We start from the raw sequence: 26422 nt of genomic DNA, 5'->3' as shown, positions 1-26422 counted from the left end.
TCTCTCACATGATTTTGGCCTCGACGGCCAATCGGTTCCAGTGGTCCGTGGGCCTTCCGAACAGCACCTCGTCGGTGCGGGCACGGCGGACGTACAGATGTGCGGAGTCTTCCCAGGTGAATCCGATGCCGCCGTGAATCTGCACATTGGCGTTCGCCGCGTTGCGCAATGCTTCTGAACACACGGCCTTGGCCATGCTGGCGCGCCATCCCGACTCGCCTGCAACGGCGCCATCGAGGGCTTCCAACGCGGCTTGCGATGCCGAACGCGCCCACTCGAGCTCGACGAGCATGTCGGCGCACTTGTGTTTGATGGCCTGGAAGCTGCCGATCGCACGGTTGAACTGTTCACGCGTCCTGGCGTAGTCCGTGGCGATCTCCAGCACGCGCTCACACGCGCCGACCTGTTCGGCAGACATGACGGCGATGGCGAGATCGACGGCGCGTCCAATGATGCCTTCTGCCTGACCGTCGCCCGACAGCAACACCGCTGGCGCGCCGTCGAACGTCAGCGTCGCCATTGGACGGGTGCCGTCCAACACCGGCTCTGGCGCGGCGCTCACTCCGGAGGGCCTGCCCTCGACAAGAAACAGCTTCAGCTCTCCGTCGGCGTTCGCAGCCACCACGAGGTCGTCGGCGGCGTCGCCGTTGAGGACGTGGCGCACCACGCCGCGGATGACCCAGCCGTCGGGCATTCGCTCCGCGCGCAGGCTCGCCGCGCCGCTCCGCCACAGCCCGCCATCGCTGGTGAGGGCGGCCGCGGCTGTCCGGTTGCCGTCGATGAGGCCGGCCAGCCGGCTGTCCGAACCCGCGTCTGCACCACGCAATTCGGTCAGCAAGCCCGTGGCAAGTACCGCTGACGCGACGAACGGTACTGGGGCCAGGGCGCGGCCCAACTCGTGAGCGACGACGCCGAGCGCCGATGCGCCCAGGCCTGCACCACCGAGATGATCCGGCAGCGCGATCGCGGTCACCCCGACCTGACTGCACAGCACTTTCCACAGGTCGCTGTCGACGCCGCGGGTATCGCTTTTGCCGTCGTAGGCGACTGCGCGCACCCGCCCTTCAGGACTGAGCCGCTCGCAGGCGGCGCGGACAGCGTCCGCGAGCTGCTGGCGTTGCTCGACGTCCAGCTGCGTCATCTTGTGCCTCCTGAAAGCTGTTCGACAAGTTGCGATTTCGCGACCTTGCCTAATCCCGTCAGCGGAAACTCGTCGACGATGACCAGGCGCTCAGGCCACTTCTGCTTCATCAGCCCGCGTTCGTCCAGAAACGCGCAGAGTTCGTCGAGGGTGATATCACGATGCCGGGATGAGCGTCGGACAACCGCGCAAACCATCTCACCGCGTTGAGCGTCGGGTTGGCCCACCACAGCGACCGCGTCGATGAGGGGGTGTGCGAGCAGCTCATTTTCGACCTCGTCGGGCGAAATGTTCTCGCCCTTGCGAAGTATCAGGTCCTTGATTCGTCCGGTTATCTCGATGCGCCCGTCGGGCCGCAGCCTCCCGCGGTCCCCGGTACGAAACCAGCCGTCGGGTGTCGTCGTATTCGTCCACTGCTCGGTATCGACGTAGCCTGGTGTCACACTCGCTCCGCGAAGCTCAATCTCTCCTGTCGCCGCCGTCCGGATCTGCGCACCCGGGATCGGCCGACCACAGCTGTTCACCTGCTGCTCTTCGGTATCGGTGGCCTGGCTGACGCAGATCGTGGGCGCCTCGGTCATGCCGTAAGCGTGCACGATCGGCACGCCCATGCGCCTGCGCACCTCGCGGTGAAGTTCGGGCGGGCATGGCGCGCCACCGCCTATGAGCATGCGCAGCGACGGGATGATCGGCTCGTCGCGGCCGGACGCCAGTTGTGCGTCGAGGAGCAATTGATAGAAGGCAGTGCTCGATCCGGACAGAGTGACGCGATTGGCCGCCAGCACACGGGGAAGTTGGGCGTCGATCTTCGGCACCATCAGCACGGGAAACGAGCCGATCAACGCGCAGGCCACATAGAGGATTCCGCCGATGTGGGCGATCGGAAAAGCGATCGTACCCACTTCGGCTGGGTGGTCACCAAGGCCGAGATGCGTTGTGTAGCCCCGCGCGGCGGCCAGCAGCGTGGCATCGGTGTGTCGAACACCCTTGGGGTGACCGGTAGTGCCGGAGGTGAAATAGGTCCACCGCACGTCGTGGCCCGAGTGCGTGTCATCCGGCACTGCGAGGTCGGGCTGCCCGCCCAGCAGCCCGAGGAATTCATCGGGCAACCGGATGGTGGGAACGTCGGTGGGCGCGTTGTCCGCGGTGGAGCGGTCTACGATCAGAACTTGCGCGCCGGCGGCGTCGAGTGCGGCACGAACTTCGCGCCGTCGGTAGAGGTGCAGGACCGGCGCCTGAACCACCGGCATGCGGGCGAGCGCCAGCATGAGCACCGCTGCCGAACTCTGCGAGGGCAATTGCCAAGCCACCGTCACGCCCGGCCTTACGCCGGCTTCGGCGAGCCATCGGGCTCCCGCTTTGGCGAGCTTCGCGACTTCCGAAACAGTGAGCGCGGCACCTGCGGTGTCCAGAATCATTGGCTGATGTGGCCGGGACAGCGCCGATTGGTCGAGCAGCCCGGCGATGGTGTCAACCGTCACTGGCATGCCCCCTGACCACATTTAAGCTTAAAACATTTAACCAATTGCTCGGCTCGCATGTCGACAATTACCGGGATGGGCTGGGCGGTGTCGATGATGACAGAGTCGGTCATCGGTGAGGTTCAACCCCTGCGGAAGCCGGAAGCGAAGCGGATCGGCAGTCTGCGCACGACGTAGACCTCGCCGGCGTCCTCGAACCGTTCGTACGGGCCGGCCCGCGAGAAGTCGGGCTGCCGGTCGACCACCTCGCCGAGCACGACTTGAAACATTGTCTTCGCGAAATGTGAACCGAGGCAACGGTGGATACCGACCCCCGAAGGCCATCTGCTTGCCGGTCGTCAACTCCCCGACGATGTCACACTCACCGCGTTCGACGAACGCGTCGAACACCGACACATAGTCAGCTAGCGCCCAGAAGCCCTCGTGTTGGTCGGAATGCGCGACCGGGCAGCGTGACTCGCGCATTCGGCGGAATGTGCCGAACGGGTCGTCGCGGAGCCCGGCGGAGTGATGGTCGACGTCGACCTCCGTGCGGTGACGCGAATCAGCATGGGTCATCAAGCGTTTCTCTCACCTGGACAGAATCGCAACTGCCGCCGTGCCGGGTGACCCGTAGAGCTGCGCCAGCGCGACGCTCGGGTCGTTGGGCACCTGTCGGTCGCCCGCGGTGCCGCGGAGTTGGTGAACCAGTTCGTACACCTGCCGCAGACCGGACGCGCCGACCGGCTCGCCGTTGGCGAGCAGCCCGCCGTCGGTGTTGATCGGCAGCCTGCCGCCGATCTGGGTGACGCCGTCGTGCAACAGCGCCTCCTGCTCACCGTCTTTGCACAGGCCTGTTTCGGCCATGTGAATGATCTCCGAACCGGCGTCGGTGTCCTGCAACTGCGCAACGTCGATGTCCCCGGGCCCGATACCCGCCTGCTCGTATGCCGCTTTGGCGGCTTCGGCGGTGGTGCCGGGCACAATGGGCAGTTCGATCGAGGTACGCAGCAGTTCGTAGGCGCCTTCGCGGCGACTGCGCAGAGCGCTCGCGCGGATGTAGATCGGCTTGTCGGTGTATTTCTTGGCGACATCGGCGCGACACACCACCACGGCCGCAGCTCCCTCATTGGGGTTGCAGTACATGTACTGCCGCAGTGGGGCGTTGACGATCGGCGACGCGAGGATGGCTTCCGTGCTCATCGCCTTTCGGCGCCAGGCGTTGGGATTCTTGGCGCCGTTGTCGAAGTTCTTCGCGGCGACGCGAGCCAGTGTCTGCTCGGTGACGCCGTGGTCGTGCATGTATCGCATGATCTTGGTGCCGAAGTAGTGCGTGGTGAGAAACATGCCCTGATCGCCGTACCACTGTGGCAGCCCCGCGACGGACGGGTCGGCGCCGAATGCGCCGCGCGGGTGCTTGTCGAGTCCGACGCCTACCGCGATCTCCGCTTCGCCCAGCTGAACGTCGCGCGCGGCGAGGGTGAGCAGCGAGTTCCCGGTGGCGCATCCGCTCAACGTCGCACGGGCGGGGATACCCGTCATACCGACCAGGCCCGTGATCGCTTCCGGATTGGCTACTTCCAGACTGCCGGCGTAGAGGCTGCCCACGTCGGAGAAGGCCACTCCGGCGTCGCGGAGCGCCCTGCTGATCGCGACCGCACCCATCTCGAGGGCCGACTTGTCCTCGTAGCGGCCGAACGGATGGAGTCCAACACCGATTATTGCGATGTCAGGTGTGCTCATGCTGCTCCTTGAACGACGGCCGGTGCTTTAACCCTATAACTATATATCTGTTTTCGTGTTTACTATCACCGTGCCCTCTATTGGGCGACGGTGTTGAAGCGAGCAAAGGCTGAGGGCGTTGAGTATTGCGTTGTTGCTGGAGATGGCGATGTCGGGTGATCGCGATCGCGACGCGGTCGTGGACGGCGACGTCAGGCTGACCGTCGGTGAGCTCAGCGAATTGGCCGACGGTGGCGCAGGGGTGATCGCCGCGTCGGGCGCCGAGCACGTCGCCTACGTCGGCGCGGGCGGCGTCATGGCGCCGCTGCTGATCTTCGCATCAGCGCACGCAAAGAAGCCGTACACACCGATTAATTACCGGTTGAGCGTCGAGGGCATCTCGGAGCTGGTCGACCGGCTACCGGATCCGCTGGTCGTCGTCGACGGGCGCTACCGCGACATGCTGGACGGCGTTGGCAAAGCCGTGGTGTCGTCCGAGGATTTCCTGACCGCAGCGCGCACCGCAGAATCCGTCGCAGAGTTCGCCGATCCCGACGACGTCGCGATCGTGCTGTTCACTTCGGGCACGACTGCAAAGCCCAAAGCCGTCGAGCTCTCACACGGCAACCTGAGCAGCTACATCACCGGAACCGTCGAATTCGGTTCGGCCGACCCGGATGACGCAGCCCTCATCTGCGTGCCGCCCTATCACATCGCCGGAATCAATGCAGCGATGTCGAACCTATATGCAGGTCGAAAGATGGTCTACCTGACCAATTTCGAGGCCCGCGAGTGGGTACGGCTAGCCGTCGAAGAAAAGGTGACGACTGCCACCGTGGTCCCCACCATGCTGGACCGCATCGTCACCGAACTCGAGCGCGAGTCGACCGAACTCCCGTCGCTGCGCAACTTGGCTTACGGCGGTTCGAAGGTGGGACTGCCGTTGGTACGCAAGGCTTTGGCACTGTTGCCGCACGTCGGCTTCGTCAACGCTTACGGCCTCACCGAGACGAGTTCGACCATTGCGGTGCTGACACCAGAGGATCATCGCGAGGCGCACGGCAACACCGACGCGACCGTCGCCAGGCGGCTCGGATCGGTCGGTCTGCCGGTGCCCGGCATCGAGCTGCAGATCCGTGACGAAGAGGGCGCGGTGCTGGGACCGGGGGAGACCGGTGAGCTCTTCGTCCGCGGTGAACAGGTTTCCGGGAAGTACACGGGACTCGGATCGGTGCTGGACGACGAAGGCTGGTTTCCCACCCGGGATATTGCGACACTCGACGGTGCGGGCTATCTGTTCATCGGCGGGCGTTCCGACGACACCATCATCCGCGGCGGCGAGAACATCGCGCCGGCCGAGCTGGAGGATGTGCTCATCGAACACCCGGACATACACGAGGTCGCTGTCGTCGGTGTCGAGGATGCGCAGTGGGGCCAGGCCATCGTCGCGGTGGTGGTCCCCGCCGCGGGCGTCGATCCGGACCCCGAGGAGATTCGTCGCCACGCCCGAAAGGTACTCCGGGGTTCGCGCACCCCGGACCGGGTCGTCTTTCGAGACGAGCTGCCGACGAACGCTACAGGCAAACTCCTGCGGCGCGAGATCGTCGATAGCTTACGCAATGCGACAGCCGATAAATGAAGGGATACAACATGATCAAGAACGGCACGCGGCTAAAGAGCCAAGTGTGTGATACCCAGATCATCGTCGTCAGAGCTGACGACAGCCTCGACGACCTCCGCTGCGGCGGTCAGTCCATGGTGGCGATGGACGCCGAGAAATCAGGCGGAGAGCCCGATCCGGCGTTCTGCGACGGCAATGCGATGGGCAAGCGCTATGTCGGTGACAGCGGCGCCGAGGTCCTGGTGACCAAGGCCGGCGTAGGCACCCTGAGCATCGGGTCGACCGCGCTCACGCTCAAAGAAGCCAAGCCGCTGCCTGCCAGCGACTGACGATGACCGTTCCCGCGGCGTCGACGATCCCCGCGAGCGACATCACCATGGCCGCGGATGCCTTCGGTGATGCGGCGGATCCTCCCGTGGTTTTCCTGCATGGTGGCGGACAGACCCGACATTCGTGGAAATCGACGGCTGCCGATCTGGGCGGGCAGGGGTGGTACTCACTCACGGTCGACCTTCGCGGCCACGGGGACAGTGGTTGGTCACCCGACGGGCGTTATGGCCTCGACCGCTTCGCCGATGACGTGATACGCATCGTCGACTTTCTCGGCCGCCCGCCCGTTCTCGTCGGCGCCTCGCTCGGTGGCAACGCCTCCTTGGCGGCAATCGGCGCGAGGCCCGACCTCGCACTCGGCCTGGTTCTGGTGGACGTGTCACCGTTCCTCCAGCCGTCGGGAACCAGCAGGATCCGCGACTTCATGGTCTCGCACGCTGAAGAAGGTTTCGGCTCGCTCGAAGAGGTCGCGGACGCGGTCGCGGGCTACGTTCCGCACCGGCCCCGGCCGAACAATCTCGAGGGCCTCCGAAAGAATGTGCGTCTGCGAGACGGCCGGTTCTACTGGCACTGGGATCCGGCGTTCATGGGTTCTCCCGAAGACCAGGCAGTGCAACGGAACCAGCTCATCGATCCCGCACATCTGGGTGCGGCAGCCAGCAGCCTGCGGTTGCCGACACTGCTGGTGCGCGGCGGCGAGTCAGACGTGCTGAGCGTCGACGATTCGGTTCGTTTCCTCGAACTGGTGCCGCACGCGGAGTTCGCCACCGTTGCCGGCGCGCACCACATGGTGGCCGGCGACGACAACGCTGTCTTCGAAGAGGTGCTCGGCGACTTCCTGGAGCGGCGGGTGCGGTCGCGATTGACGTTGTTGGAGGGGCGACAGACATGACGATGTCACGTGTCGCCGTCGGCTTCCAGTAGTGTCTGCAGGTCACCCCGCAGGATCTTTCCTGTGCTGCTTCGGGGCTATTCGTCGAGAATCGTGATGCTACGCGGCACCTTGTAGTTCGCGAGGTTCTCGCGTACGTGTGCCTTGAGCCCATCCGGTGTCGCTGAGGCGCCGTCGGACAGAACGACGAACGCCGCAAGCCGCTGGCCGTACTCGGCGTCGTCGACGCCGAGCACCGCTGCCTCGGCAACGTCGGCGTGCGCCGCGAGCGTTTTCTCGACTTCGATCGGATACACGTTTTCGCCGCCCGAGACGATCATCTCGTCGTCACGACCGACGACGAACAATCGGCCGGCCTCGTCGAGATAGCCGACATCTCCTGAGCTCATGAAGCCGCCGTGGAAGTCTTTGGTCTGGCCCGAGGTGTATCCGTCGAACTGGACGGTGCTGCGCACGTATATGGTGCCGACCTCCCCAGCGGGCTGCTCGCGGAAATCGCCGTCGAGGACACGGATTTCGGTTCCCTCGGCGGGTCGGCCCGCAGTATCGGGTGCCGCACGGAGGTCGGACGGTGTGGCGGTCGCGATCATCCCTGCTTCGGTGGCGTTGTAGTTGTTGTAGATCACCTCGCCGAATCGGTCCATGAACTTGATGACGACATCCGGGCGCATCCGCGAACCCGATGCGGCGGCGAACCGCAGCGAGCGCCCGCTGTAGCGAGACAGCACATCGTCGGGCAGGTCCACGATCCGGTCGAACATCACCGGGACGACCGACAGACCTGTCGCGCGGTGCGTGTCGACGAGGGCGAGGGTCGCCTCGGGATCGAATTTGCGACGGGTGACGATCGTGCACGCCATCAGCCCGGCGATGCCGAGTTGCCCGAATCCCCACGCGTGGAACATCGGCGCGACGATCACCACGGTCTCCTCTGCGCGCCACGGTGTCCGGTCGAGAATCGACTTCAGCGCCTCGGGTCCACCGCCGGAGTGCTTCGCGCCCTTGGGTGATCCGGTGGTGCCGGAGGTCAGCAGGATCATCTTCGACGTCCGTGTGACCTGCGATGGACGTCGGCCGCGGTGCTCATCGACCAGGCCCGCGACCGTGACTTCGTGGGCGCCGGGGGCGTCCGTCCACGCCACGATCTTCGCGGCCCGCGGACGGTCTTTCAGCGCCTGGTCGATCGACCCCGCGAACTCTTCGTCGTAGATGACGGCGTCGACCTCCTCGCGCACCACGACCTCAGCCAGCGCCGGCCCGGCAAACGATGTGTTCAGCAGCAGCACGTCGGCGCCGATCCGGTTGGCGGCGATCAACGATTCGACAAAGCCCCGGTGGTTTCGCGCCATGATGCCGACGACCTTCGGAGCCGCGCCGGGCAATGTCTGCAGCGCGGTGGCCAAGGCGTCGCTTTCCTCATCCAGTTCGCGCCAGGTCAGGGTGCCCAACTCGTCGATGAGCCCGGGTCGGTCGGGGCAGCGCTGGGCCGCGATCGCGAACCCGGATGTCGCATTCATCCCGGCGCGCCGGACCGCGACTCCCATGCGTACGTACCGGTCAGGCCGCAACGGGGCGATCACCCGGGCGCGGGACAGCGTGCCGGCGAAGCCCGCGATCTGCTTGAGACGTTCCAGCATGATCAACCGATCACCGGAAGTCTGCGCTCGGAAGCAAGTCGGTCGAGGGCCCGCTGCATGACGCCGCGGACATGAGCATCGACGTCGTCGACGTCGGGGGCTTCGCCGAACTCCGCCGCGACGTCGATCGGCGGGAGAATCTGGGTCACGATTTTGCTTGGCAGTGGCAGGTTGACTGGGAGCACAGCGCTGAAGCCGAACGGAAAGCCGAACGAGATCGGCAGGAACTTGGTTCGGACCAGCTTGTCGATACGGGTCAGCTTGGCCAGCCACTCGCCGCGGGTGAGGTAGATCTGGGTCTCCTGACCGCCGATTGACACCGACGGCACGATCGGCACACCCGCGTTGATCGCCGCTTGGACATAGCCGGTCCGCCCGTTGAAATCGACCTTGTTCGCCGACCAAGTGGGTCGGTAGACGTCGTAATCACCGCCGGGAAAGACGACAACGACGCCACCCGCGCGCAGCGCCTCGTCGGCGTTGTCGTGGCTGGCCGGGATGAAGCCGGTCCGTGCCAGAACATCACCCTGGGGTCCTCCGAAAAGGATGTCGTGGCTGAGCGTGTAGACCGGTCGGCCGTACCCGAACGTGGCGTAGAAGTCTGTCGCGAAGACCGGTATGTCGACGGCGATCAAGCCACCTGAATGGTTGGCGACCACCAGGGCACCGCCCGGTGGAAAGTCGTCGAGGCCGCGTACCTCGGCCCGATGCCAGCCCTTGATGATCGGCCGTATCAAGCCCATCGCGCGCTCAGTCAGCACCGGGTCCCACTTGGAGATCGCCGACGGTTTCGTGTCGGGCGCGCTCACGAGCTCCCTCCTAAGAAGTCGTTAGATATTTAAATATTAACCCGCGTGAGGGCGGGGTACCCCAATAGCCTTGAATCATCACGCGCGGGATCGAGGTAGGGCCTGGGAGGGACGTTGAAAAGACTTGGCGGCTGGGACGCGGTCCTGCTGTACAACGAGACTCCCAACCTGCACCAACACACCCTGAAAATCGCTGTGATCGACGCGTCGGACCGCTCCGACTTCGGGTTCGACCGCTTCCGACAGACGTTGGCGCGGCGACTGCACCTCCTCGAACCCTTGCGCTATCAACTCGTCGACATCCCAGGCAGGGTGCATCGCGCGATGTGGCTGGAGAACTGCGACGTCGACATCGACTACCACGTTCGGCGGCTACAGATCGCACCTCCCGGTGGTCGACGGGAACTCAACGCCGCGATCGCTTCTGTCGCTGCCACACCGCTGGACCGCAGCAAGCCGCTGTGGGAGTTCTACTTCGTCGAGGGCATGCCGGACAACCGGTTCGCCGTCATCGGAAAGGTCCATCATGCGCTGGCCGATGGCGTCGCGTCGGCCAATCTGATGGCGCGCGGCATGGACCTTCCGAATGCGCCGCAGCCGGAAAGGGAGGACTACTGCGCTGATCCGATCCCGTCGAGGGGCCGGTTGATTCGCGCGGCGCTACGCGATCACGTGGACCACGCCAGAGACCTTCCCCGCCTGGTGTTCGATACCGCCAAGGGTATTCGGCGGGTGCACCGCCGGTCAGCGTCCGGGCCGGACCTGGCTCGAAACTTCCGGCCTCCGTCGACGTTTCTCAACCACGTCGTGTCGCCCGGTCGCACGTTCGCCAGCGCCACTCTCGAGCTCGCCAAAGTCAAGGAGACCGCTAAGCAACTCGGGGTCACGATCAACGACATCGTCCTGGCCACCGTCGCAGGAGCCGTTCGCTCGCTGCTGTTGAAATACGACGGACACGCCGACGAGCCGCTGCTGGGCGGTGTGCCGATGGCCTTAGACACCTCACCGGAGCGGGTGTCGGGCAACGCGCTGGGCACTATCGTCGTGTCGCTGCCGGTGCATGTCACCGATCCACTCGATTGGGTTCGCCTTGCCCGCGTCGGTTCGGAGATCGGCAAGAGGAACACCCAGCTTCTCGGACCCGACCTCGTCAGCCGGTGGGCCAGTTATGCGCCGCCGCGGACGACCGAACTGTTGTTTCGCCGCATCGCGACCAGCGGACCGAGCAAGCTGATCAACGTCCCGGTATCCAACGTAGCGGGCCCTCGCGTACCGGGCCGGATCGCAGGCGCGCCTGTCGAGCAGTTCCTGTCAGTCGGCCCGCTCACGTTCGGAGTCGGTGTGAACATCACCGTGTGGAGCTACGTCGACCAGCTCAACATCTGTGTGCTCGCCGACGATGTGACCTTCGATGATCCGCACGAGGTGACCGACGCGATGGTCGAAGCGTTCGGTCTGATCCGCGCGGCGGCCGGCCTACCTACTGCCGCCGTGCCCCGAATGTGATCGCAGATCTGCGCGCACTGAGCTCAGGCTGCCTGGAATCGCGGCGCTAGGCGCTCGCGGTCTCCAGCGCCGGCGGCTTGACGGCGTCCGGATCGGGATTGGCGAGCGGTAGCCCCATGAAGCGCCGGGCGTTGTCGCCCATGAAGTCGTAGGTGCGTCGAATATCCATGCCCTCGGCATACTTCCAATAGCCCCTCGGCTCGGCCAAGCCTTCGGGGTGCGGCCAGTCGGAGCCGAACATCACCTTGTCCCAGCCGACGGTCTGCACGACGTCGGCCACCGACCCCTCCCAAAACGGGCTGACCCAGCAGTTGCGGCGGAACACCTCGTGCGGATGTTCGGGGAAGTTCTGCGGCATCTTCCCGTAGGTCATCTCCAGATCGTCGAAAAGCGGTTTGATCCAGGCACTTCCGTTCTCCACGCTGGCGATGCGCAGCTTCGGAAACCGGGTCAGGGTGCCGTGACAGATCAGACTGGTCAGCATGTCGGCGATCTCGCGGTGGCCCAGCGCGGTCCACTTGAATGCGGACATCTCGAATGCGCTGGCCGTGTCGGCAGGCTCCCATTTTTCGATGTACTCCTGAAGCGGAGGTTGGCTGGCGTGCAGCACTATCGGCAGCCCCGCGGCCTCGACCTCGCGCCAGAACGGATCGAACTCGGGCAGGGCAGGAGAGCGCCAGCCTTTGAACCCCTTCACGGGTGCGGGCTTGATCAGCGCGACTTTTGCGCCGTTGTTCAGGATGTACTCGAGCTCGCGAAGGCCCTCGTCGAGGATGCCCAAATTGATGACGGGCGTGGAGTAGACCCGGTTCTCATGGGCGAAACCCCAGTGTTCGAGCATCCACTGGTTGAGCGAGTGGATGATGGCCGCGGTCAGCTCAGGATCCTCGGCCGACGAGTGCTCGACGAGGTTCGCCAGCGTCGGGTAATTGATACACGCGTCCACACCCTGGCCGTTGAGTTCGGCGATCCGATCTTCGGGATTGCGCGCTCCCGGAGGCGTGTCGATGCCGCGGCCCGACATCTCGCGCATGGTCAGACCCTCAGGGTTCTGGCCGGAGTAGAACTTCTCGTGCGCGCCGGGAGCGGCGACGCGGTCGAAGGTCGGATTCGGCATGTAATCGGTGATCTTGTTCAGAATCGCGATCCGCGTGTGACGGCCGATCTGGACGAACTGCACGGCCTTCTTGTACTGCTCTGGCAGGTACTTGAGCAAGGCGTCCGGCGTCTCGTACATGTGCTGGTCGGCGTCGAAGATCGGTGCATCGGTGAACTGCTCCATGGGCCGTCTCCTAAATCGCGTGGGCTTCTCTCAGCAGTCTGACGGAACTTGACGATAGTGTCAAGTAAATGGGCCGCAACGCCGCAAACAGTGGTTTTGAGCTGCAAATATTGCGTACCAACGACATCGTCAGATAAAGTGCGGATATGACGACGGCGGAGGGACTCCTCAACCCGCTCGAGATCAGTCGCGGTGAGCGGACTCGCTCGGCGATCCTGGACGCCAGTCGGCGTCTGTTCCTCGAACGTGGTTTCGGCGGCACGTCGATCAACGCCATCACCGATGCCTGCGGCATTTCGCGCGCCGGCTTCTACACCTACTTCAAGGACAAGACCGAGGTCTTCAACGTCCTCGGCAAGACCGCGTACCACGATGCGTTGGCGGTGATCGAGAACTGCGCGGCGGCGGTCCGCTCCGACCGGGCCGACGCAGTCACCGAATGGGTGCGCGAGTACTTCGACTACATGGACCGGCACGGCGCGTTCGTGACGGCCGCCGCCCACACCGCTCCGGACAATGAGGAGTTCCGGCGCTCGCGCAACCACATGATGACTCGGGCTGCCTGGAAGCTGGGTCATGCGATCCGCGCCGACGGGAAACACTCACCGGAGGTGATCGGGATCGCGGCGATGGGGCTGCTGGACCGCTCGTGGTACGCCGTGGAAATGCAATCGGTTGCGGTGGACCGCGGCGAGATCATCGCGGTGATCGCCGATAGCATCACGGCGATGGCGCGCGGCTGACCGTACGTCGGATGTCGCCGAGGTGGTGGTGGCACTCATGCCAGGCACTGCGCGCAACGAGTGCTACCGAGATCTGCCGATCGCCGAGGGCCAGAGTGCGACCCGCGGCGTCGCTGTCCAACGAGATCAGCGCATCGCCGAGGCGTTGGATCCGGCGATCGAACTGCCCGATGAGCATCTCGCGCTCGGTGTCGTTGTACGACGCCAGTGCCACGGACTCATCGGGATCGACCATCGCTACGACCGGGTTGTCCTCGGTGAGCGCACGTTCGATGAGCCAGCGGTGAAACGCCATCGATTCCCGGAGGTGCCCCAGATACTCCAGCGGCGACCACACGGTGGAGGCGGGACGTCTTCGGAGCTCGTCGTCCGTGAGGATCCGGAGACTATCTGAGATCGCGAGCGCCAGCGGCGGCAGGGCGGTTGCCACCTCCCGCGGTGGCGTCGTCGATTGGTCGAAGCCGCAGTCGGCGCAGACCTCCTCCATGACTATGCCGGGCGGAAGGCGAAGGTGGTGAACTTTTCGCCGGCCTCGGTGTCCAGCGTGGTGGTGGTCGACACCATGCCTTGGCCGATCCGGAGATCGTCTGCGGCGACGTCGACGATCAGTGACTCCACCAGCAGCCCTTCCGCCAGCTCAACGAAGCCGACGACATAAGGCCTGAACACTGTCGGATCTCGGTGGCCCTTATACGGCAGGGGCGGCGGGAACTCCTGGGTCGTGAACGTGTAAAGCGTTCCTTCCGTGGACAATTCGAGCGCTTCGATGTCGGTCTGGATGTCGGGGTTGGCGTCGAACAAGTCCGCACGTTCAGCAGGAAACTTGACGACGCCCGTCGAGGCGCGCCGTGAACCCAGCAGAACGGTGCGATCCCCGTCGACCCGGAACAGTCCGTCAGTGATCAGATTCGTCATCTCACGCCACCTCGACAACCATTGCCGCGCCCATTCCGCCGCCGGCGCACATCGACAGCACTCCGATTCCACCACCGCGCCTGCGCAATTCGTGAATCGCCGACGTCACCATGCGTGCGCCGGTCGCGGCGATCGGGTGCCCCAGGCTGATGCCCGATCCGTACACATTGACGATCTCCTCGTCGAGGCCAAGCTCGCGGGCGCACGCGACAGCCTGCGCTGCAAATGCCTCGTTGATCTCGAAGAGCGAGACATCTTCGATCTTGCGTCCCGCCAACTCGAGCGCCTTCGGGATAGCCTTGATCGGCCCGCTGCCGGTGCGCTTCGGCTCCAGCCCGACCTGCGTCCAAGACAACACACTCGCCAGCACCTCCTGCTGAGTGTCCGGGGTGGCCAAGGCGACAACTGCTGCGGCGTCGTTGATACCCGAGGAGTTGCCAGCGGTCACGCTGAAGCCTTCGATCTCGGGGTGCAACACCTTCAGGCCTGCCAGCGACTCCATCGAGCTGCCGCGGCGCGGATGCTCGTCCTCGGTGAAGGTGACCGTCGAGCCGTCGGCCTGGGGCACCTCGATCGGAACGATCTCGTCGACGAACGACCCGGCGTCGATGGCCTTGATTGCGCGCTGGTGGCTGCGCAGGGCCCATTCGTCCTGATCTTCGCGGGTGATGCCGTACTGCACGTTGCAGTTGTGCGCGACGGTGATCGACATGTCCATCGCCGGCGCGTCGTCGGTCGGCGGATGCGACTCGGGGAACCACTGCGCATAGTCCTGCGCGGACTTGCCCGCGGTGAATGGCTTGCGCTTCTGCAGGATCGGAGAGGTGGACAGCGACTCCATGCCGCCGGCCAGTACGGCGCGGCTCATGCCGGAGGCGATCTGTCCCGCGCCGACCGCTATGGCCGACAGACTCGATGCGCACTGGCGGTTGACCGCCAAGCCGGGAATGTCGAGTAAGCCGAGCGACACCGCGATGTAGCGTGCGCTGTCCCCGCCGCCCTGCATCACCTCGGCAAGAACCAGGTCTTCGAAGTCGGCGGCGTCCAGGCCGGACCTCTCGATGACTGCCGCCACCACCGGTTTGGCGAGCTCAACCGCAGGCATGTTGGCCAGTGAGCCTTTCCGCGCCGTGCCGATTGGCGTACGTGCGGCGGCGACGATGGCTGCGCGAGATGTCGTGGACGGCATAACTCTCCCCGGTGGTTGTCGGATAAGCCATCGGCAGTCTATACCGTTAAATAGATAAATAAATTGTGGGGAGCGGTTCGCGACAGGAGAAGTCATGAAGACGATTGGGTCCGTTGACGAGGGAATCGGGTTGATTGGGGCCGAACTCGGAGTCAGCCGATGGGTGGAGATCGACCAGAGCCGCATCGACGCGTTCGCCGACGTGACGATGGACCACCAGTGGATCCACGTCGACGCCGAGAAGGCCAAGGCCGAGAGCCCGTACGGCGCGACGATCGCGCACGGGTTCCTCACGCTGTCGCTCATCCCCGGCGTGAGCAAGGACAATTACCGCGTCGAGAACGCGAAGATGGGGATCAACTACGGGCTGAACAAGGTTCGGTTCCTCGCCGCGGTCACCACGGGTAGTCGTGTGCGGGTGCGCTCGAAACTCCTGGACGCCGTCAAGGTCGCCGATGACACCGTCAACCTGACGGTGCAGCACACGGTGGAGATCGACGGCGGAGAGAGGCCCGCCGCTGTCGCCGAACTCATCGCGAGGTTCGTCTTCTGATGGCTAATGTCACCAGGATGACCGGCGGTCCATTTGAGGGCAAGGCGGTGCTGACCGGTGCGGGCAAGTCTCAGGTCGGGCGCCGGTTGGGCCGCACCGGCCTGGACCTGACCCTGGAAGCGGTCCTCCGCGCCATCGCCGACGCCGGTCTGGACGTCGACGACATCGACGGTATCGCCAGCTACCCGGGGCCCGGCGTACCCGACCCCGGGTTCTCCGGCGCCGGCGTGCAAGAGGTCCGCAACGCGCTCGGCCTGCGCTGCCGGTGGTACATGTCGAGCCTGGAAACCGCGGGCCAGATCGGACCTGCCATCGAGGCGTGTATGGCGGTTGCCCTCGGTCTGGCGAACCACGTCGTGGTGTTCCGTTCGGTGTGGGAATCAACGGCGGCGGCCGAGGCCGGCGGTGGCCGAGCCTCGGTGCTGTTCGGCGGTGGCAAGCTGCCTTCACATCTGGAGTGGGTCGCTCCGTTCGGTGCATTGTCGGCGGCGAACTGGCTGGCGATGCCGACCCAGCGGTACATGCACGATTTCGGGTTGACGCGCGAACAGCTCGGTTCGATCGCGCTCAATGCCCGACGCAACGCCGGGCTCAACCCCGATGCCGTCTACCGCCAGCCGATGTGTATGGATGAGTACCTCGACGCCCGGATGATTTCGGAGCCGCTGTGCCTCTACGACTGCGACGTACCTTGTGACGGCGCGACGGCCGTCATCGTGTCCCGCCGCGACGCCGCCGGCGGGCTGAACCGCCACCCGTTGACCGTGGAGTCCGTCGGGCCGGGAATGTTCGAGCGCGCAACGTGGGATCAGCGCTCGGACATCACCACGATGGCCGCCCACGACTCCGCCGAAACACTCTGGGAGAACACCACATTGACGCCGGCCGACGTCGACATGGCCCAAATCTACGACGGATTCTCGTTCCTCACCGTCATGTGGCTCGAGGCGTTGGGATTCTGCAAGCACGGCGGTGTCGGTGAGTTCATCGAAGGCGGTGAACGGATTGCGCTCGACGGACCGCTGCCGATAAACACGAGCGGCGGCCAGTTGTCCGGCGGCAGGCTACACGGTATGGGGTTCCTCCACGAGGCGTGCGTGCAGATGTGGGGTGAGGGCGGTGACCGTCAGGCGCCGAAGACTCCGGAAGTGGTGGCAGTCGGCGTGGGCGGGGGGCCGGTGGCCGGTTCGATGTTGTTGAGCAGCCGGTAGCCATGGCGGCCAACGCGGGTGATGCGGGGATGACGCTGGGCGACATCGTCACCGACAACGCCCGACGGTTTCCCGACGTGGTGGCGTACCGGCTTGGCGACCGCAGCATCACCCATGCACGACTGCGCGTACGTGCGGTGCGCTTGGCGTCGGCGATGGCGGCCGCGGGGGTGCGGCGGCAGGACCGCATCGCGTTACTGAGCCGCAACAGCATCGAATTCGGCGAAGTGATGGCGGCATGCCAGTTGAGTGGCATCATCATGGCGACGGTCAACTTTCGCCTCGCTGCAAACGAAGTCCGCGAAGTACTGAACCGGGTTCGCCCGTCCATCGTGTTCGTCGCCGACGAGTTCGCGCCGATGATCGACGAACTCGAACCGGGCGCGAAGGTGGTCCGTCTGGAGGATCTCGACGGGTTTCTCTCGAGCGGCCACGACGAGTTGCCGTTCGAGGCGCAATCCGACGACATCGCGTGCCTGATCTTCACGAGCGGGACCACCGGCGCGTCGAAATGCTGCATCCTCGGACAGCGCGAGCAGCGCCGCGTCGCATTTACCATGAACGCCGAGATGTGTACCGGATCAATGGATCGCGGGCTGATCAACATGCCGATGTTCCACATCGGCGCGATGGCCATCATCGGTGGTCTGCACGCTCGCGGCGGAACGGTGGTGCTGCAAAAGCAGTTCGACGCGACTGATGCCGTCCACTTGATCAAACAGGAGCGCATCACGCTCGTGCATCTCGCGCCGGTGATGTTGCGGGCGCTCCTCGACGCGGTGTCCGACGTCGCTTCCGTCGAGACGCTCCGCACTGTCATCTACGCTGCCGCACCAATGACCGTCGCCGTCCTCGAACGGGCGTTGTCGATGCTGCCGTCGGCCGGCTTCCTCAATCTGTACGGGCAGACCGAAGTGATTGTGTCGGGACTGCCCCGGGAACTGCATACGGTCGATGGTTCCGATGCCGGCGATGCACTGCGCTCGGTCGGTTTTCCGTTTCCGGGTATCGAGGTGCGCATCGTCGCCGACAACGGCACCGAGGCGCCGGTGGGGCAGCCGGGCGAGATCGTGGTGCGCACCGATTCCCAGTTCCGCGGTTACTGGGACGACCACGCCGCGACCCTGGCGACCTTGCGTGACGGTTGGTGCCATACGGGGGACGTCGGCCGGTTCGACGCACGTGGGCTGCTGTACCTCGTCGACCGCAAGAAAGACGTGATCATCACCGGCGGCGAGAACGTCTACTCGCCCGAGGTCGAGGACGCGCTGAGCCGGCTCGACGCCGTCCAGGCGTGTGTCGTGGTGGGCGCGCCGGACGAGAGATGGGGCGAGACTGTCTGCGCCGTCGTCGTATTGAGGCCCAATGCCGACCTGACGCTCGATGCGGTACAGGACTTCGCACGGTTGCGGTTGGCTGCTTACAAGATCCCGCGCAGGCTCGTCATCGTCGACGAGTTGCCGGTGTTACCAAGCGGGAAGATCGACAAGAAGCGACTTCGGGCCGACCTCGCGAACCTTTAGCCGGGCTGGCCGTACACGGCGACCACCACGGACCGGTCGAGGCTGTTCTCCGACCACACGCCGATTGAGGTGTTGCCGCAGTCCTTCATCGTTGCCTGGTAGGCCGGATTCCACCACCACTGACCGAGGATCTCGATGCCGCTGATCGCCAGCGCCGGGTTGATCGCAACGGTTTCGGACACCTTGCCGACGAAGCCGGATCGATTGGCTCGGTCCTGCGGTGTGGAGCCGTCCGAACCGATGTCGCCGTTGAGTGCCCTGTTGTTGAGCACGTCGAGAGTGTGCAGGCGGGCAAGTTCGACGAGCCTGCCGTCGAGTTCGGGCTCGGTCGGGCAGCCGTTCTGCTTCTGCGCGGTGTAGATGTTGACGAAGACGCTCTCGTTGAGCCGCTTGTTGTCCGCGTGGGCGGGCGGTACGGCGACGCCTGCCGCGAAGGCGACCATCAGGAACAGCATGACCACGCCGCGTCTGCCGATGAACCTCATGAGTGAAGAGACTAACAACAATCAGCTAAATGAATTACGCTTTCCTGCGTATGAGCCCCAAAAGGTCGATCCTCACCGCAGTCCTCGCAGTGCCGTTGGTGCTGGGCGGGTTCGCATTGCCCGCGGCGCCGGTTTCGGCCGACCCGGTGGCATATCTGGTCAATGTCACGGTGCGCCCGGGCTACAACTTCGCCAGCGCCGATCACGCGCTTGCCTACGGGCGCGGGGTCTGCGACAAGATCACTGCGGGGTTGCCGTATGGGCAGCTCGTCCGCGACATAAAAAACGACTTCCGCACGAACGACGAGTACCAGGCGTCGTACCTGATCTCGCAGGCTGCCAACGAACTGTGTCCCGCGCAGATCTGGCAGCTCAGGAACTCCGCTGCCGGCTATACCGCCTCGCCCTAGGCGGGGGGATACGCGGGTGGCGGATAGACCCCTCGCAATATCCACGCGAAGTAACTTATTCCGTACTCCAGCTCGTCGCTGGCGTCGTAGTCGGGGTTGGGGTCCACGGCCGTCCTTTCTCCCTGGTGTCCTCAGTCAACTACATCACGGTTGAATTGGGAAGATATTTAGCGGATTATGTTCGGGTGACGGTCAGCCGTATTCGCCTCCTCGCCGGGGTCTTTGTGACAACGGCAGCAACAATGCTCAGCGGCTGCTCGGACCCCGAACCGGCCCCGGCTCCGCCGGGCAGCCTGTCGAACGGCACGGCCGAGGTGACGATCGACGGCGCGCGGGTGGACACCACGCACAGTGTGCGCTGTACGTCCGAAGGTGCGGTCACGACGATCAACACCGGGGACGAAAACGCGGGTACGACGTCGGCCGTCGACACGTCCGAAGGCATGGTTCTGCAGTTCGCGCAGATTCGCGATCTCGGCGGGTTCACCGGCGGCTACTGGGCCGACATCGACCCGGCGGCCGAGGTCGAGGTTGCCGGAAGGACATTCCACGTCAACGGCACCGCAAATGGATTCAACGCCAGCAATCCGAGTGCCCGCATTACACAGACCTTTTCGATTCGAGTGGCCTGCTGATTACGACGACGGAGGATCGACCATGAAAGTGCGACTCGAACAGGCGAGGTGTGTCGGCCACGCCCAGTGCTACGCCGTAGATCCGGATCTGTTCCCGATCGACGACTCCGGCTACAGCGTCCTTGAGGCGCACGACGTGAAGCCGGAAGACGAGGACCGGGTCCGCGACGGCGTAGCCGCCTGCCCCGAGTTGGCCATTGTTCTCGAAGGGGACTGAACCGCCGGGCGCGACGCGGTACTTGCCAAACCCGCACCCGGCAGTCGACACTGGCACATAAGTAACCAAGTTAACTTTGTGGGGTGCAGATGTCCTCTGCCGACTGGCGGGCGCGGCTGGAACGGTTTCTCACCGACCACGGCCGCGCGCACGGCGCCGACCGCCTCGAGGCGGCGCGTGCCTGGCATTCCCAGCTGGTCGACGCGAAGCTGGCGGCACCGGGTTGGCCGAAATCGGTTGGTGGACTGGAGCTGTCGCTGGAGGACCAGCTTGATTACTACCGGATCACCACAGCTGCGGGAGCGCCGGGACACCCGTGCCCGGTGTCTTTCATCGTCGCGCCCACGTTGATCGCCTACGGCACAGAGGAACTGAGGGATCGGTTCCTCGAGCCGCTGCTGCGCGCCGACGAGTTCTGGTGCCAGGGCTTCTCCGAACCCGGCGCGGGCAGCGATCTCGCGTCGTTGTCGACCAGGGCGGTCCGCGACGGCGACGTATACCGGGTGACCGGTCAAAAGGTCTGGACGACGGGGGCTGACCGCGCCGATTGGATGTTCGGTTTGGTGCGAACCGGACCACCGGGTCGCAGCACCGACGGCATCACCTATCTGCTGATTCCCATGGACAGCCCCGGCATCGAGGTCCGGCCGCTGCGCGACATCAGCGGAGCAGCGCATTTCGCCGAGGTGTTCTTCGATGACGTGAAGGTCGATGTGGGCAATCGCGTCGGCGAAGAGGGCCACGGCTGGTCGATCATGCGAACCTCCCTCGGCCATGAGCGGGCGACGGCATTTCTTGCCAACGAATTCAAGTACCGCAAGACGGTCGACAGGGTCATCGGCTTGGCGGTGTCGCACGGACTCGACGACGACCCACTGGTGCGGCAAGAGGTAGCTCGGCTGGAATCCGGAGTCCGGACCATCGCGGCCAACAGCGCTCGCGCCCTCGACGCCGTCCTTCGAGGTGAGGATCCGGGCGGGGTGACTTCGGTCAACAGGTTGGTCGGGTCCGAGTTCGAGCAGCAGTTGCACGCCCTCGCATTGCGCGCGACCGGCGCGCACGCCGCGCTCGGCAGTCGCGCGCAGGGCGCTGTCGACGGTGGCCGCTGGACTTTCGGTTATCTGATGAGTCGCGCCACCACGATCGGCGCCGGAACTTCCGAGATTCACCGCAACACCATCGCTGAGTCAGTACTCGGTATGCCGTCGCATCGTGGCGAGGGCACCCGCGTCGCGACAGTAGCGCCCGGCGCTCCGCTGACCACACCCGAACAGGACGAAAAACAGCTTCGCCAAGTGCTGGCCGACACGCTGCAGTGCACTGTCGATGTGTCCGAACTGCTGGACCGCGCCCGCGCTTTCGACGCCACCGACGCCGCGTCCTGGTCCTCACTCGTCGATTTCGGCCTGCCCGGCCTGGCGGTCGACGAGGCCCTCGGCGGCGCAGGCGCGCCTCGGCGGCTGCTGTATGCCGCGATCGAAGAGACGGCCAAGTCGATCGCCGCCGTGCCTCTGGTCCCGACGGTGATCGCGCTCGACCTGGCAATTGCGGTCGGCGCCAAGGGGGTTGCCGGGCGCATTGCCGCAGGTGCGAGCGCTGCTTTCGCAGTGCCTCTCAACGATGAGGGCTGGCAGATCGACGGACTCGCGCTGCCCGAGTGGGACGGCGGACGACTCACGGGCACTTTGCCGATAGTGGCCGGCGCACCGGCGGCCGAGCTGCTACTGGTGTTGGCGAGACTCGACGACCGCGAGGTGCTGGTCAGCGTGAATCGCGGCGTTCACGGTGTGGGCATCACGGCTCTTCAGCCGCTCGACCTCAGTGCGACGGTCGGCTCGATCGAACTGTCGGGAGCGGCCGGTGAAGTGCTCGCCGACGGACCCGGGCTGCGGGAGGCGCTGCGGCGCGCCCGGCGCAACGGCTTGCTCGCCGTGGCGGCCGACTCTGTGGGAGTGGGTGCCAGAGCATTGGGGATGGCCGTCGAATGGGCCTGCGAGCGTGAGCAGTTCGGTCGACCCATTGGTAGGTTCCAGGCCATTTCGCATCGTTGCGCGGATATGTTGGTCGCACTCGAGGGCGCCCGCAGCCAGGTGCTGGCTGCGGCTGAGGCGGACATCGACAGCGACGATGCGGACTGCGCAGTCGAGCTGGCGGCAGCCGCAGCGTTCGACGCCGGAGTGGCAATCACTGAAGGCGCGCTGCAGGTTCACGGCGGCATCGGTTTCACCTGGGAGCACCCCGTTCACCTGTTGCTGCGCCGGGCACGGGCGAACGCCGTGCTGGTCGGCCGCGCAAGTGCACTCCGTGACCGCGCCGCACGGAACCTCCTGCATCGAACGGAAGCCTGACGATGCAATACGGCACCACACCGGAACTGGCGGAGTTTCGCAGCGAGGTAAGGAATTTCATCGCCGAATACGCACCATCGATCCCGCCGCGCGCGGGTGTGCGCAGCGCTGAGAACGAGTCAGAGCACCGCGCACTGCAGGAATGGACAGCGCGGCTGTACGGCGCGGGCTACGCCGGTTCGGATTGGCCTGCGGAATACGGTGGGCGCGACGATCGCTCACCGGATCACTCGATCATCGTCGGCGAAGAGCTCGCTCGTGCGCAGGTGCCCGGCGCACAGAGCGGCAGCGTGCTGGCGTCGCACGCGTTGATCCATTTCGGAACGGACGAACAGCGGCGTCGACACCTGCCAGAGATCCGAGCCGGCCGCGAACTGTGGTGCCAGCTCTTCAGTGAACCCGGCGCGGGCAGCGACCTGGCGTCGCTACGGACCAAGGCCGTGCGAAGCGGAGATGCCTACATCGTCAGCGGCCAGAAGGTGTGGACCACCGATGGGCACTGGGCGCGTTACGGGTACCTTCTGGCGCGCACCGATGCCGAAGCGCCCAAGCACAAGGGCATCAGCGCGTTCATCCTCGACATGTCGGCACCGGGTGTCAGTGTCCGACCGCTGCGTGAGCTGACCGGCACCTCGGACTTCAACGAAGTGTTCTTCGACGGCGTCGAGGTGGCCGCCGACGCGATCATCGGTGCGCCGGGCCAGGGTTGGGCGATTGCGAATGCGACGCTGGCCCATGAGCGCACGAATGTCGGCGGCATCGTGGTGAAGCTGAGATTGGCGGTCGAGGCACTCGTCGAATTGGCGTCGCGCGTCCAGATCAACGGACGCCCGGCGATCGAGAGCGATCGCGTCCGCGACCGGATCGGCCAGTTCAGCGCCGAGATCGAAGCGCTGTCGGCGTTGACCTACGCCAACCTGACCCGCTGGCTTCGAGGCAGGGAGCGCATGCACGACGCGGCGATGGGCAAGCTGATGTTCAGCGAAATCAACGTGGAGCTGGCACGGTTTGCGGTCGAGTTGGGTGGCGAGGCGGGCGTGCTGGTCGAGGGCGACCCCAACGCAATCGATGGTGGACGGTGGCAGGACGAATGGCTGTACGCGCGCGCCTACACGATCGCGGGCGGCAGTTCGGAGATCATGCGCAACCTCATCGCAGAACGCGGACTGGGTCTGCCGCGCCGATGATGTGGTTACGCGGGTACCAGGACCGCGCGGTGCTCGGCGACGCTGCCGTCGACAGCTTCGTCGACTTTGATCCGGCGCAGGAATAGATGCAGATCGTGCTCCCAGGTGAAGCCGATACCGCCGTGAACCTGGAGGGCAGTACCGGCGGCAGCGCTGGCCGCGCACTTCGCGTACGCGACCGCCGCCGACACCGCGCGCGATCGGGCGTCATCGGGCGCAGTGTCCAATGACAGCGCGGCCCCCCACAACGCAGCCCGGCTGGCCTCCACGCCGAGGGCCATGTCTGCACAGTGGTGTTTGACGGCTTGGAACGTTCCGATCGCGGAGCCGAATTGTTCGCGTTGCAACGCATACGCCACGGTTAAATCGAGCAGGCGCGCGGCACCGCCGAGCGCGTCGAAAGCACGGTGCACCGCAAGTGCATCTCGCACGTATCGCACGGTTCCGGCGGGCAGTGCCTTCCAGTCGACCACGCCCGCATCGAGGTGTGGCCGCGACCAGGACCTGGTGAGATCCAGCGTCGCCATGCGACTCGAATTCGCGTCGGGGATGACTGCGACGAAGTCGCCGTCATCGATTCGTCGCACGACGGCGAAGCCGTCCAGCTCTGCCGCCATCGGGACGGGACTGATGACCTGATCGCTCGCCCGCGCCGGGCCGATGAGCTGCTCGCCCGACGCGGCGGCGGTCGCGGCGTCCATTCCGGCTCGGTCTAGCAACCAGATGCCGACGGCAAGATCGGCAATCGGCAACGAACTGGCGGCATATCCGTGCGCCTCGCTGCAGACCGCCAGGTCGACGTGGGTACCGCCGATGTCCGATGTCAACATCGCCAACAACCCGGACTCGGCCGCGTGGGTCACTGCCGCCCGGTCGATGGTGATCGGAGCCTGGTCGAGGGTCTGCCGCAGGCGAGCGATCGGGTCGTTGCGCTCCAGCCAGGACCGTTCCGAATCGGCGAGTTGCTCCTGCTCATCGGTCAATCCGAAGTCCACAACTGACACCTTCCAGTAAGTTGACCTAGTAAACCATGTCGGTATACGTTTAACTAGATAGCGCCATGGCGCCAGGCTCTCCAGAAAGTGGCGATGACGAGCATTCGAGACGCGTTGGGACGGCTGTGGAGCGCCGCCGACGACGCACGAATGCTCCAGTGTGACGGGCGGTGGGTGACCTGGCGTACGGTCCGTGACCTCGCCGATCGCATCGACCGGGAATTGACCGCCGGGGGCTGCGGACCCGGCGGCCGCGTCGCCGTAGTCCTGGGTAACCGCATGGAGTCGGTGGCCGCCATCATCGCGATTTTCCGTGCACAACGCACGCTGGTGTCGATCAGCCCGCTCCAACCGATACCGCGGCTTAGTGCCGATCTCGTCGCCTCCGGCGCCGACTACTTGTTGGCACCCCGGATTCTCTGGAGCGAAGCGGTATTCGCAGACGCCGTCGCAGAACTCGGCGCCGCCGCCTACAGCGTCGACGGCGGCGAGGTGACGTCGCGCGCTGATGGGGAGGGTGCGGCTCGGAGCGGCGATCCGTCGATCGCCATCGAGATGCTCACCTCCGGCACGACCGGGCCCGCGAAACGTGTTCCACTGCAACGCAAACAGATCGAGGTATCGCTGTCGTCGGCGCTGCAACACAACGACCGTCCGGAAACCCGTGACAAGCCGCCGTTCACCGGTGCGGTCGGCATGGTGACTCTGCCGATCATCCATATCGGGGGACTGTTTTCGTTGCTGCAGTCACTCGCGGCCGCGCGACCTATCGTGATGCTGGACCGGTTCACCCTCTCCGGCTGGCACCACGCCATCAAGGAACACCGGCCCGTCGTGGTCGGACTGCCTCCGCCTGCGATCCGAGCGGTGCTCGACTCCGACATCCCACCCGAAGATCTGGCCAGCGTGCGGGCTGTCAATTCAGGAACCGCGCCCGTCGATCCGATCATGGTGGACGCCTTCGTCGAGCGCTATGGCATCCCGATTCTGATCACCTACGGCGCTACCGAGTTCGCCGGTGCCGTGGCCGGCTGGACTTTGAAGGACTTCAACGCGTCGTGGGCGGACAAGAAGGGCAGCGTGGGTCGACCATTCCCCGGTGTGCGCCTCCGGACGGTCGACGAGGACGGCACCGTGCTACCCGCCGGACAAACGGGACGGTTGCAGGTCGCCTCACCACAGGTCGGCGGAACCGCCGACAACTGGGTCACCACCAGCGATCTCGCGCACATCGACGACGATGGATACCTCTACTTCGATGGTCGCGCAGACGACGTCATCGTCCGAGGCGGTTTCAAGATCGCGCCGGAGATCGTCGTGCGGGCGCTGCGCACCCACAACGCAGTGGCCGACGCCGCGGTGGCGGGTCTACCCGACGCCCGGCTCGGGCAGGTTCCGGTCGCCGCCGTCGAGCTGAGATCGCCACTGACGGCAACCAGCGACGAGCTGCGGGCACACTGCAGGACATCGCTCACGCCGTACGAGGTGCCCGCCCGGGTGTTCGTCGTGGACGAGTTACCGCGTGGTGCGGCGCTCAAGGTCGATCGTCGCCTGCTCGTTGCGGCTCTCGAGAAGCTCACAGCCGTAGCTCAATCCGATTGAAAGGTGACG

26 protein-coding genes and 1 pseudogene are annotated in these 26422 nt (G+C 65.2%); 14 read left to right on the top strand and 13 right to left on the bottom strand.

The window, feature by feature from the left end:
• Positions 1-4: 4 nt before the first annotated feature.
• From N4S67_RS01590 to N4S67_RS01575, 4 genes are all read right to left on the bottom strand, one after another.
• Positions 5-1141 carry an acyl-CoA dehydrogenase family protein gene (locus N4S67_RS01590; protein WP_260991186.1) on the bottom strand — a complete coding sequence of 379 codons (1137 nt, stop codon included), beginning with the start codon at positions 1139-1141 and terminating at the stop codon, positions 5-7.
• A complete protein-coding gene (locus N4S67_RS01585; protein WP_260992006.1) occupies positions 1138-2622 on the bottom strand; it encodes a class I adenylate-forming enzyme family protein in 1485 nt (494 codons plus the stop codon). Before N4S67_RS01585 ends, N4S67_RS01590 begins: the two co-directional genes overlap by 4 nt.
• 122 nt (positions 2623-2744) lie before the next feature.
• On the bottom strand, positions 2745-2891 hold the full coding sequence (locus tag N4S67_RS01580) for a hypothetical protein (RefSeq protein ID WP_260991185.1): 147 nt from the start codon (positions 2889-2891) through the stop codon (positions 2745-2747).
• 301 nt (positions 2892-3192) lie between these two features.
• Positions 3193-4344 (bottom strand): thiolase family protein, encoded by a 1152-nt coding sequence (locus tag N4S67_RS01575; protein ID WP_260991184.1) that lies wholly within the window; start codon positions 4342-4344, stop codon positions 3193-3195.
• 118 nt (positions 4345-4462) lie between these two features.
• On the opposite strand from N4S67_RS01575, the gene N4S67_RS01570 reads away from it, so the two are divergent.
• Genes N4S67_RS01570 through N4S67_RS01560 form a run of 3 tightly spaced genes read left to right on the top strand, consistent with a single transcriptional unit; the run spans position 4463 to position 7166 of the window.
• Positions 4463-5962, top strand: coding sequence for a class I adenylate-forming enzyme family protein (locus tag N4S67_RS01570; protein WP_260991183.1), 1500 nt, complete (start codon positions 4463-4465; stop codon positions 5960-5962).
• 11 nt (positions 5963-5973) lie between these two features.
• The gene (locus N4S67_RS01565) at positions 5974-6273 is read left to right on the top strand and encodes a hypothetical protein (RefSeq protein WP_260991182.1); all 300 of its coding nucleotides are present in this window, start codon (positions 5974-5976) and stop codon (positions 6271-6273) included.
• Positions 6274-6275: 2 nt separating this feature from the next.
• A complete protein-coding gene (locus N4S67_RS01560) occupies positions 6276-7166 on the top strand; it encodes an alpha/beta fold hydrolase (protein WP_260991181.1) in 891 nt (296 codons plus the stop codon).
• 77 nt (positions 7167-7243) lie between these two features.
• Here the strand turns inward: N4S67_RS01560 and fadD12 are convergent, their stop codons facing one another.
• On the bottom strand, positions 7244-8803 hold the full coding sequence (gene fadD12, locus N4S67_RS01555) for an acyl-CoA ligase FadD12 (RefSeq protein ID WP_260991180.1): 1560 nt from the start codon (positions 8801-8803) through the stop codon (positions 7244-7246).
• Between the two features lie 2 nt (positions 8804-8805).
• Positions 8806-9612, bottom strand: coding sequence for a 1-acyl-sn-glycerol-3-phosphate acyltransferase (locus N4S67_RS01550; RefSeq protein WP_260991179.1), 807 nt, complete (start codon positions 9610-9612; stop codon positions 8806-8808).
• A 114-nt stretch (positions 9613-9726) separates the two neighbouring features.
• Between N4S67_RS01550 and N4S67_RS01545 the strand changes: the two genes are divergently transcribed.
• Positions 9727-11118, top strand: a complete 1392-nt coding sequence (locus N4S67_RS01545; protein ID WP_260991178.1) for a WS/DGAT/MGAT family O-acyltransferase — start codon at positions 9727-9729, stop codon at positions 11116-11118.
• A gap of 46 nt (positions 11119-11164) precedes the next feature.
• Here N4S67_RS01545 and N4S67_RS01540 read toward each other — a convergent pair whose 3' ends face one another.
• Positions 11165-12400 carry an amidohydrolase family protein gene (locus N4S67_RS01540; protein WP_260991177.1) on the bottom strand — a complete coding sequence of 412 codons (1236 nt, stop codon included), beginning with the start codon at positions 12398-12400 and terminating at the stop codon, positions 11165-11167.
• Between the two features lie 146 nt (positions 12401-12546).
• Here N4S67_RS01540 and N4S67_RS01535 point away from each other — a divergent pair, with 146 nt between their 5' ends.
• Complete coding sequence (locus N4S67_RS01535; RefSeq protein WP_260991176.1) at positions 12547-13143, top strand: TetR/AcrR family transcriptional regulator; 597 nt, start codon at positions 12547-12549, stop codon at positions 13141-13143.
• Here N4S67_RS01535 and N4S67_RS01530 read toward each other — a convergent pair.
• Genes N4S67_RS01530 through N4S67_RS01520 form a run of 3 tightly spaced genes read right to left on the bottom strand, consistent with a single transcriptional unit; the run spans position 13121 to position 15247 of the window.
• Entirely contained in the window at positions 13121-13630 is a 510-nt protein-coding gene (locus N4S67_RS01530) for a DinB family protein (protein WP_260991175.1), read from the bottom strand. The two genes, N4S67_RS01535 and N4S67_RS01530, sit on opposite strands and share 23 nt — an antisense overlap.
• A gap of 2 nt (positions 13631-13632) precedes the next feature.
• Positions 13633-14058, bottom strand: coding sequence for a Zn-ribbon domain-containing OB-fold protein (locus N4S67_RS01525; RefSeq protein WP_260991174.1), 426 nt, complete (start codon positions 14056-14058; stop codon positions 13633-13635).
• 1 nt (position 14059) lies between these two features.
• Positions 14060-15247 (bottom strand): thiolase family protein, encoded by a 1188-nt coding sequence (locus tag N4S67_RS01520; RefSeq protein ID WP_260991173.1) that lies wholly within the window; start codon positions 15245-15247, stop codon positions 14060-14062.
• Between the two features lie 94 nt (positions 15248-15341).
• Between N4S67_RS01520 and N4S67_RS01515 the strand changes: the two genes are divergently transcribed.
• From N4S67_RS01515 to N4S67_RS01505, 3 genes are read left to right on the top strand one after another with little or no spacing between them, the layout of a single operon-like run.
• Positions 15342-15800 (top strand): MaoC family dehydratase, encoded by a 459-nt coding sequence (locus tag N4S67_RS01515; RefSeq protein WP_260991172.1) that lies wholly within the window; start codon positions 15342-15344, stop codon positions 15798-15800.
• Between the two features lie 17 nt (positions 15801-15817).
• Positions 15818-17011, top strand: coding sequence for a thiolase family protein (locus N4S67_RS01510; protein ID WP_260991171.1), 1194 nt, complete (start codon positions 15818-15820; stop codon positions 17009-17011).
• 2 nt (positions 17012-17013) lie between these two features.
• The gene (locus N4S67_RS01505) at positions 17014-18534 is read left to right on the top strand and encodes a class I adenylate-forming enzyme family protein (RefSeq protein WP_260991170.1); all 1521 of its coding nucleotides are present in this window, start codon (positions 17014-17016) and stop codon (positions 18532-18534) included.
• On the opposite strand, the gene N4S67_RS01500 is transcribed toward N4S67_RS01505, so the two are convergent.
• Positions 18531-19019, bottom strand: coding sequence for a CAP domain-containing protein (locus tag N4S67_RS01500; protein ID WP_260991169.1), 489 nt, complete (start codon positions 19017-19019; stop codon positions 18531-18533). The genes N4S67_RS01505 and N4S67_RS01500 overlap by 4 nt on opposite strands.
• Positions 19020-19048: 29 nt before the next feature.
• Between N4S67_RS01500 and N4S67_RS01495 the strand changes: the two genes are divergently transcribed.
• Positions 19049-19429, top strand: a complete 381-nt coding sequence (locus N4S67_RS01495; protein WP_260991168.1) for a DUF732 domain-containing protein — start codon at positions 19049-19051, stop codon at positions 19427-19429.
• Here N4S67_RS01495 and N4S67_RS01490 read toward each other — a convergent pair.
• Positions 19426-19548, bottom strand: a pseudogene (locus N4S67_RS01490) (CAP domain-containing protein); the annotation flags it as partial. The gene N4S67_RS01495 and the pseudogene N4S67_RS01490 overlap by 4 nt on opposite strands.
• A gap of 66 nt (positions 19549-19614) precedes the next feature.
• Between N4S67_RS01490 and N4S67_RS01485 the strand changes: the two are divergent.
• The 4 genes from N4S67_RS01485 to N4S67_RS01470 all read left to right on the top strand — a co-directional run bounded on the left by N4S67_RS01485 (position 19615) and on the right by N4S67_RS01470 (position 23816).
• Positions 19615-20064 carry a lipoprotein LpqH gene (locus tag N4S67_RS01485; RefSeq protein WP_260991167.1) on the top strand — a complete coding sequence of 150 codons (450 nt, stop codon included), beginning with the start codon at positions 19615-19617 and terminating at the stop codon, positions 20062-20064.
• 22 nt (positions 20065-20086) lie between these two features.
• A complete protein-coding gene (locus tag N4S67_RS01480; RefSeq protein WP_260991166.1) occupies positions 20087-20281 on the top strand; it encodes a ferredoxin in 195 nt (64 codons plus the stop codon).
• An 89-nt stretch (positions 20282-20370) separates the two neighbouring features.
• The gene (locus tag N4S67_RS01475) at positions 20371-22629 is read left to right on the top strand and encodes an acyl-CoA dehydrogenase family protein (RefSeq protein ID WP_260992005.1); all 2259 of its coding nucleotides are present in this window, start codon (positions 20371-20373) and stop codon (positions 22627-22629) included.
• 2 nt (positions 22630-22631) lie between these two features.
• A complete protein-coding gene (locus N4S67_RS01470; RefSeq protein WP_260991165.1) occupies positions 22632-23816 on the top strand; it encodes an acyl-CoA dehydrogenase family protein in 1185 nt (394 codons plus the stop codon).
• A 5-nt stretch (positions 23817-23821) separates the two neighbouring features.
• Here the strand turns inward: N4S67_RS01470 and N4S67_RS01465 are convergent, their stop codons facing one another.
• Positions 23822-24811, bottom strand: a complete 990-nt coding sequence (locus tag N4S67_RS01465; RefSeq protein ID WP_260991164.1) for an acyl-CoA dehydrogenase — start codon at positions 24809-24811, stop codon at positions 23822-23824.
• 93 nt (positions 24812-24904) lie between these two features.
• Between N4S67_RS01465 and N4S67_RS01460 the strand changes: the two genes are divergently transcribed.
• Positions 24905-26413 (top strand): class I adenylate-forming enzyme family protein, encoded by a 1509-nt coding sequence (locus N4S67_RS01460; protein WP_260991163.1) that lies wholly within the window; start codon positions 24905-24907, stop codon positions 26411-26413.
• Positions 26414-26422: the final 9 nt, after the last annotated feature.

This window comes from Mycobacterium deserti (genome assembly GCF_025345615.1).
In the GTDB taxonomy this organism is placed as follows: Bacteria; Actinomycetota; Actinomycetes; order Mycobacteriales; family Mycobacteriaceae; genus Mycobacterium; species Mycobacterium deserti.
This window is presented reverse-complemented; position numbering and strand designations above follow the sequence as displayed.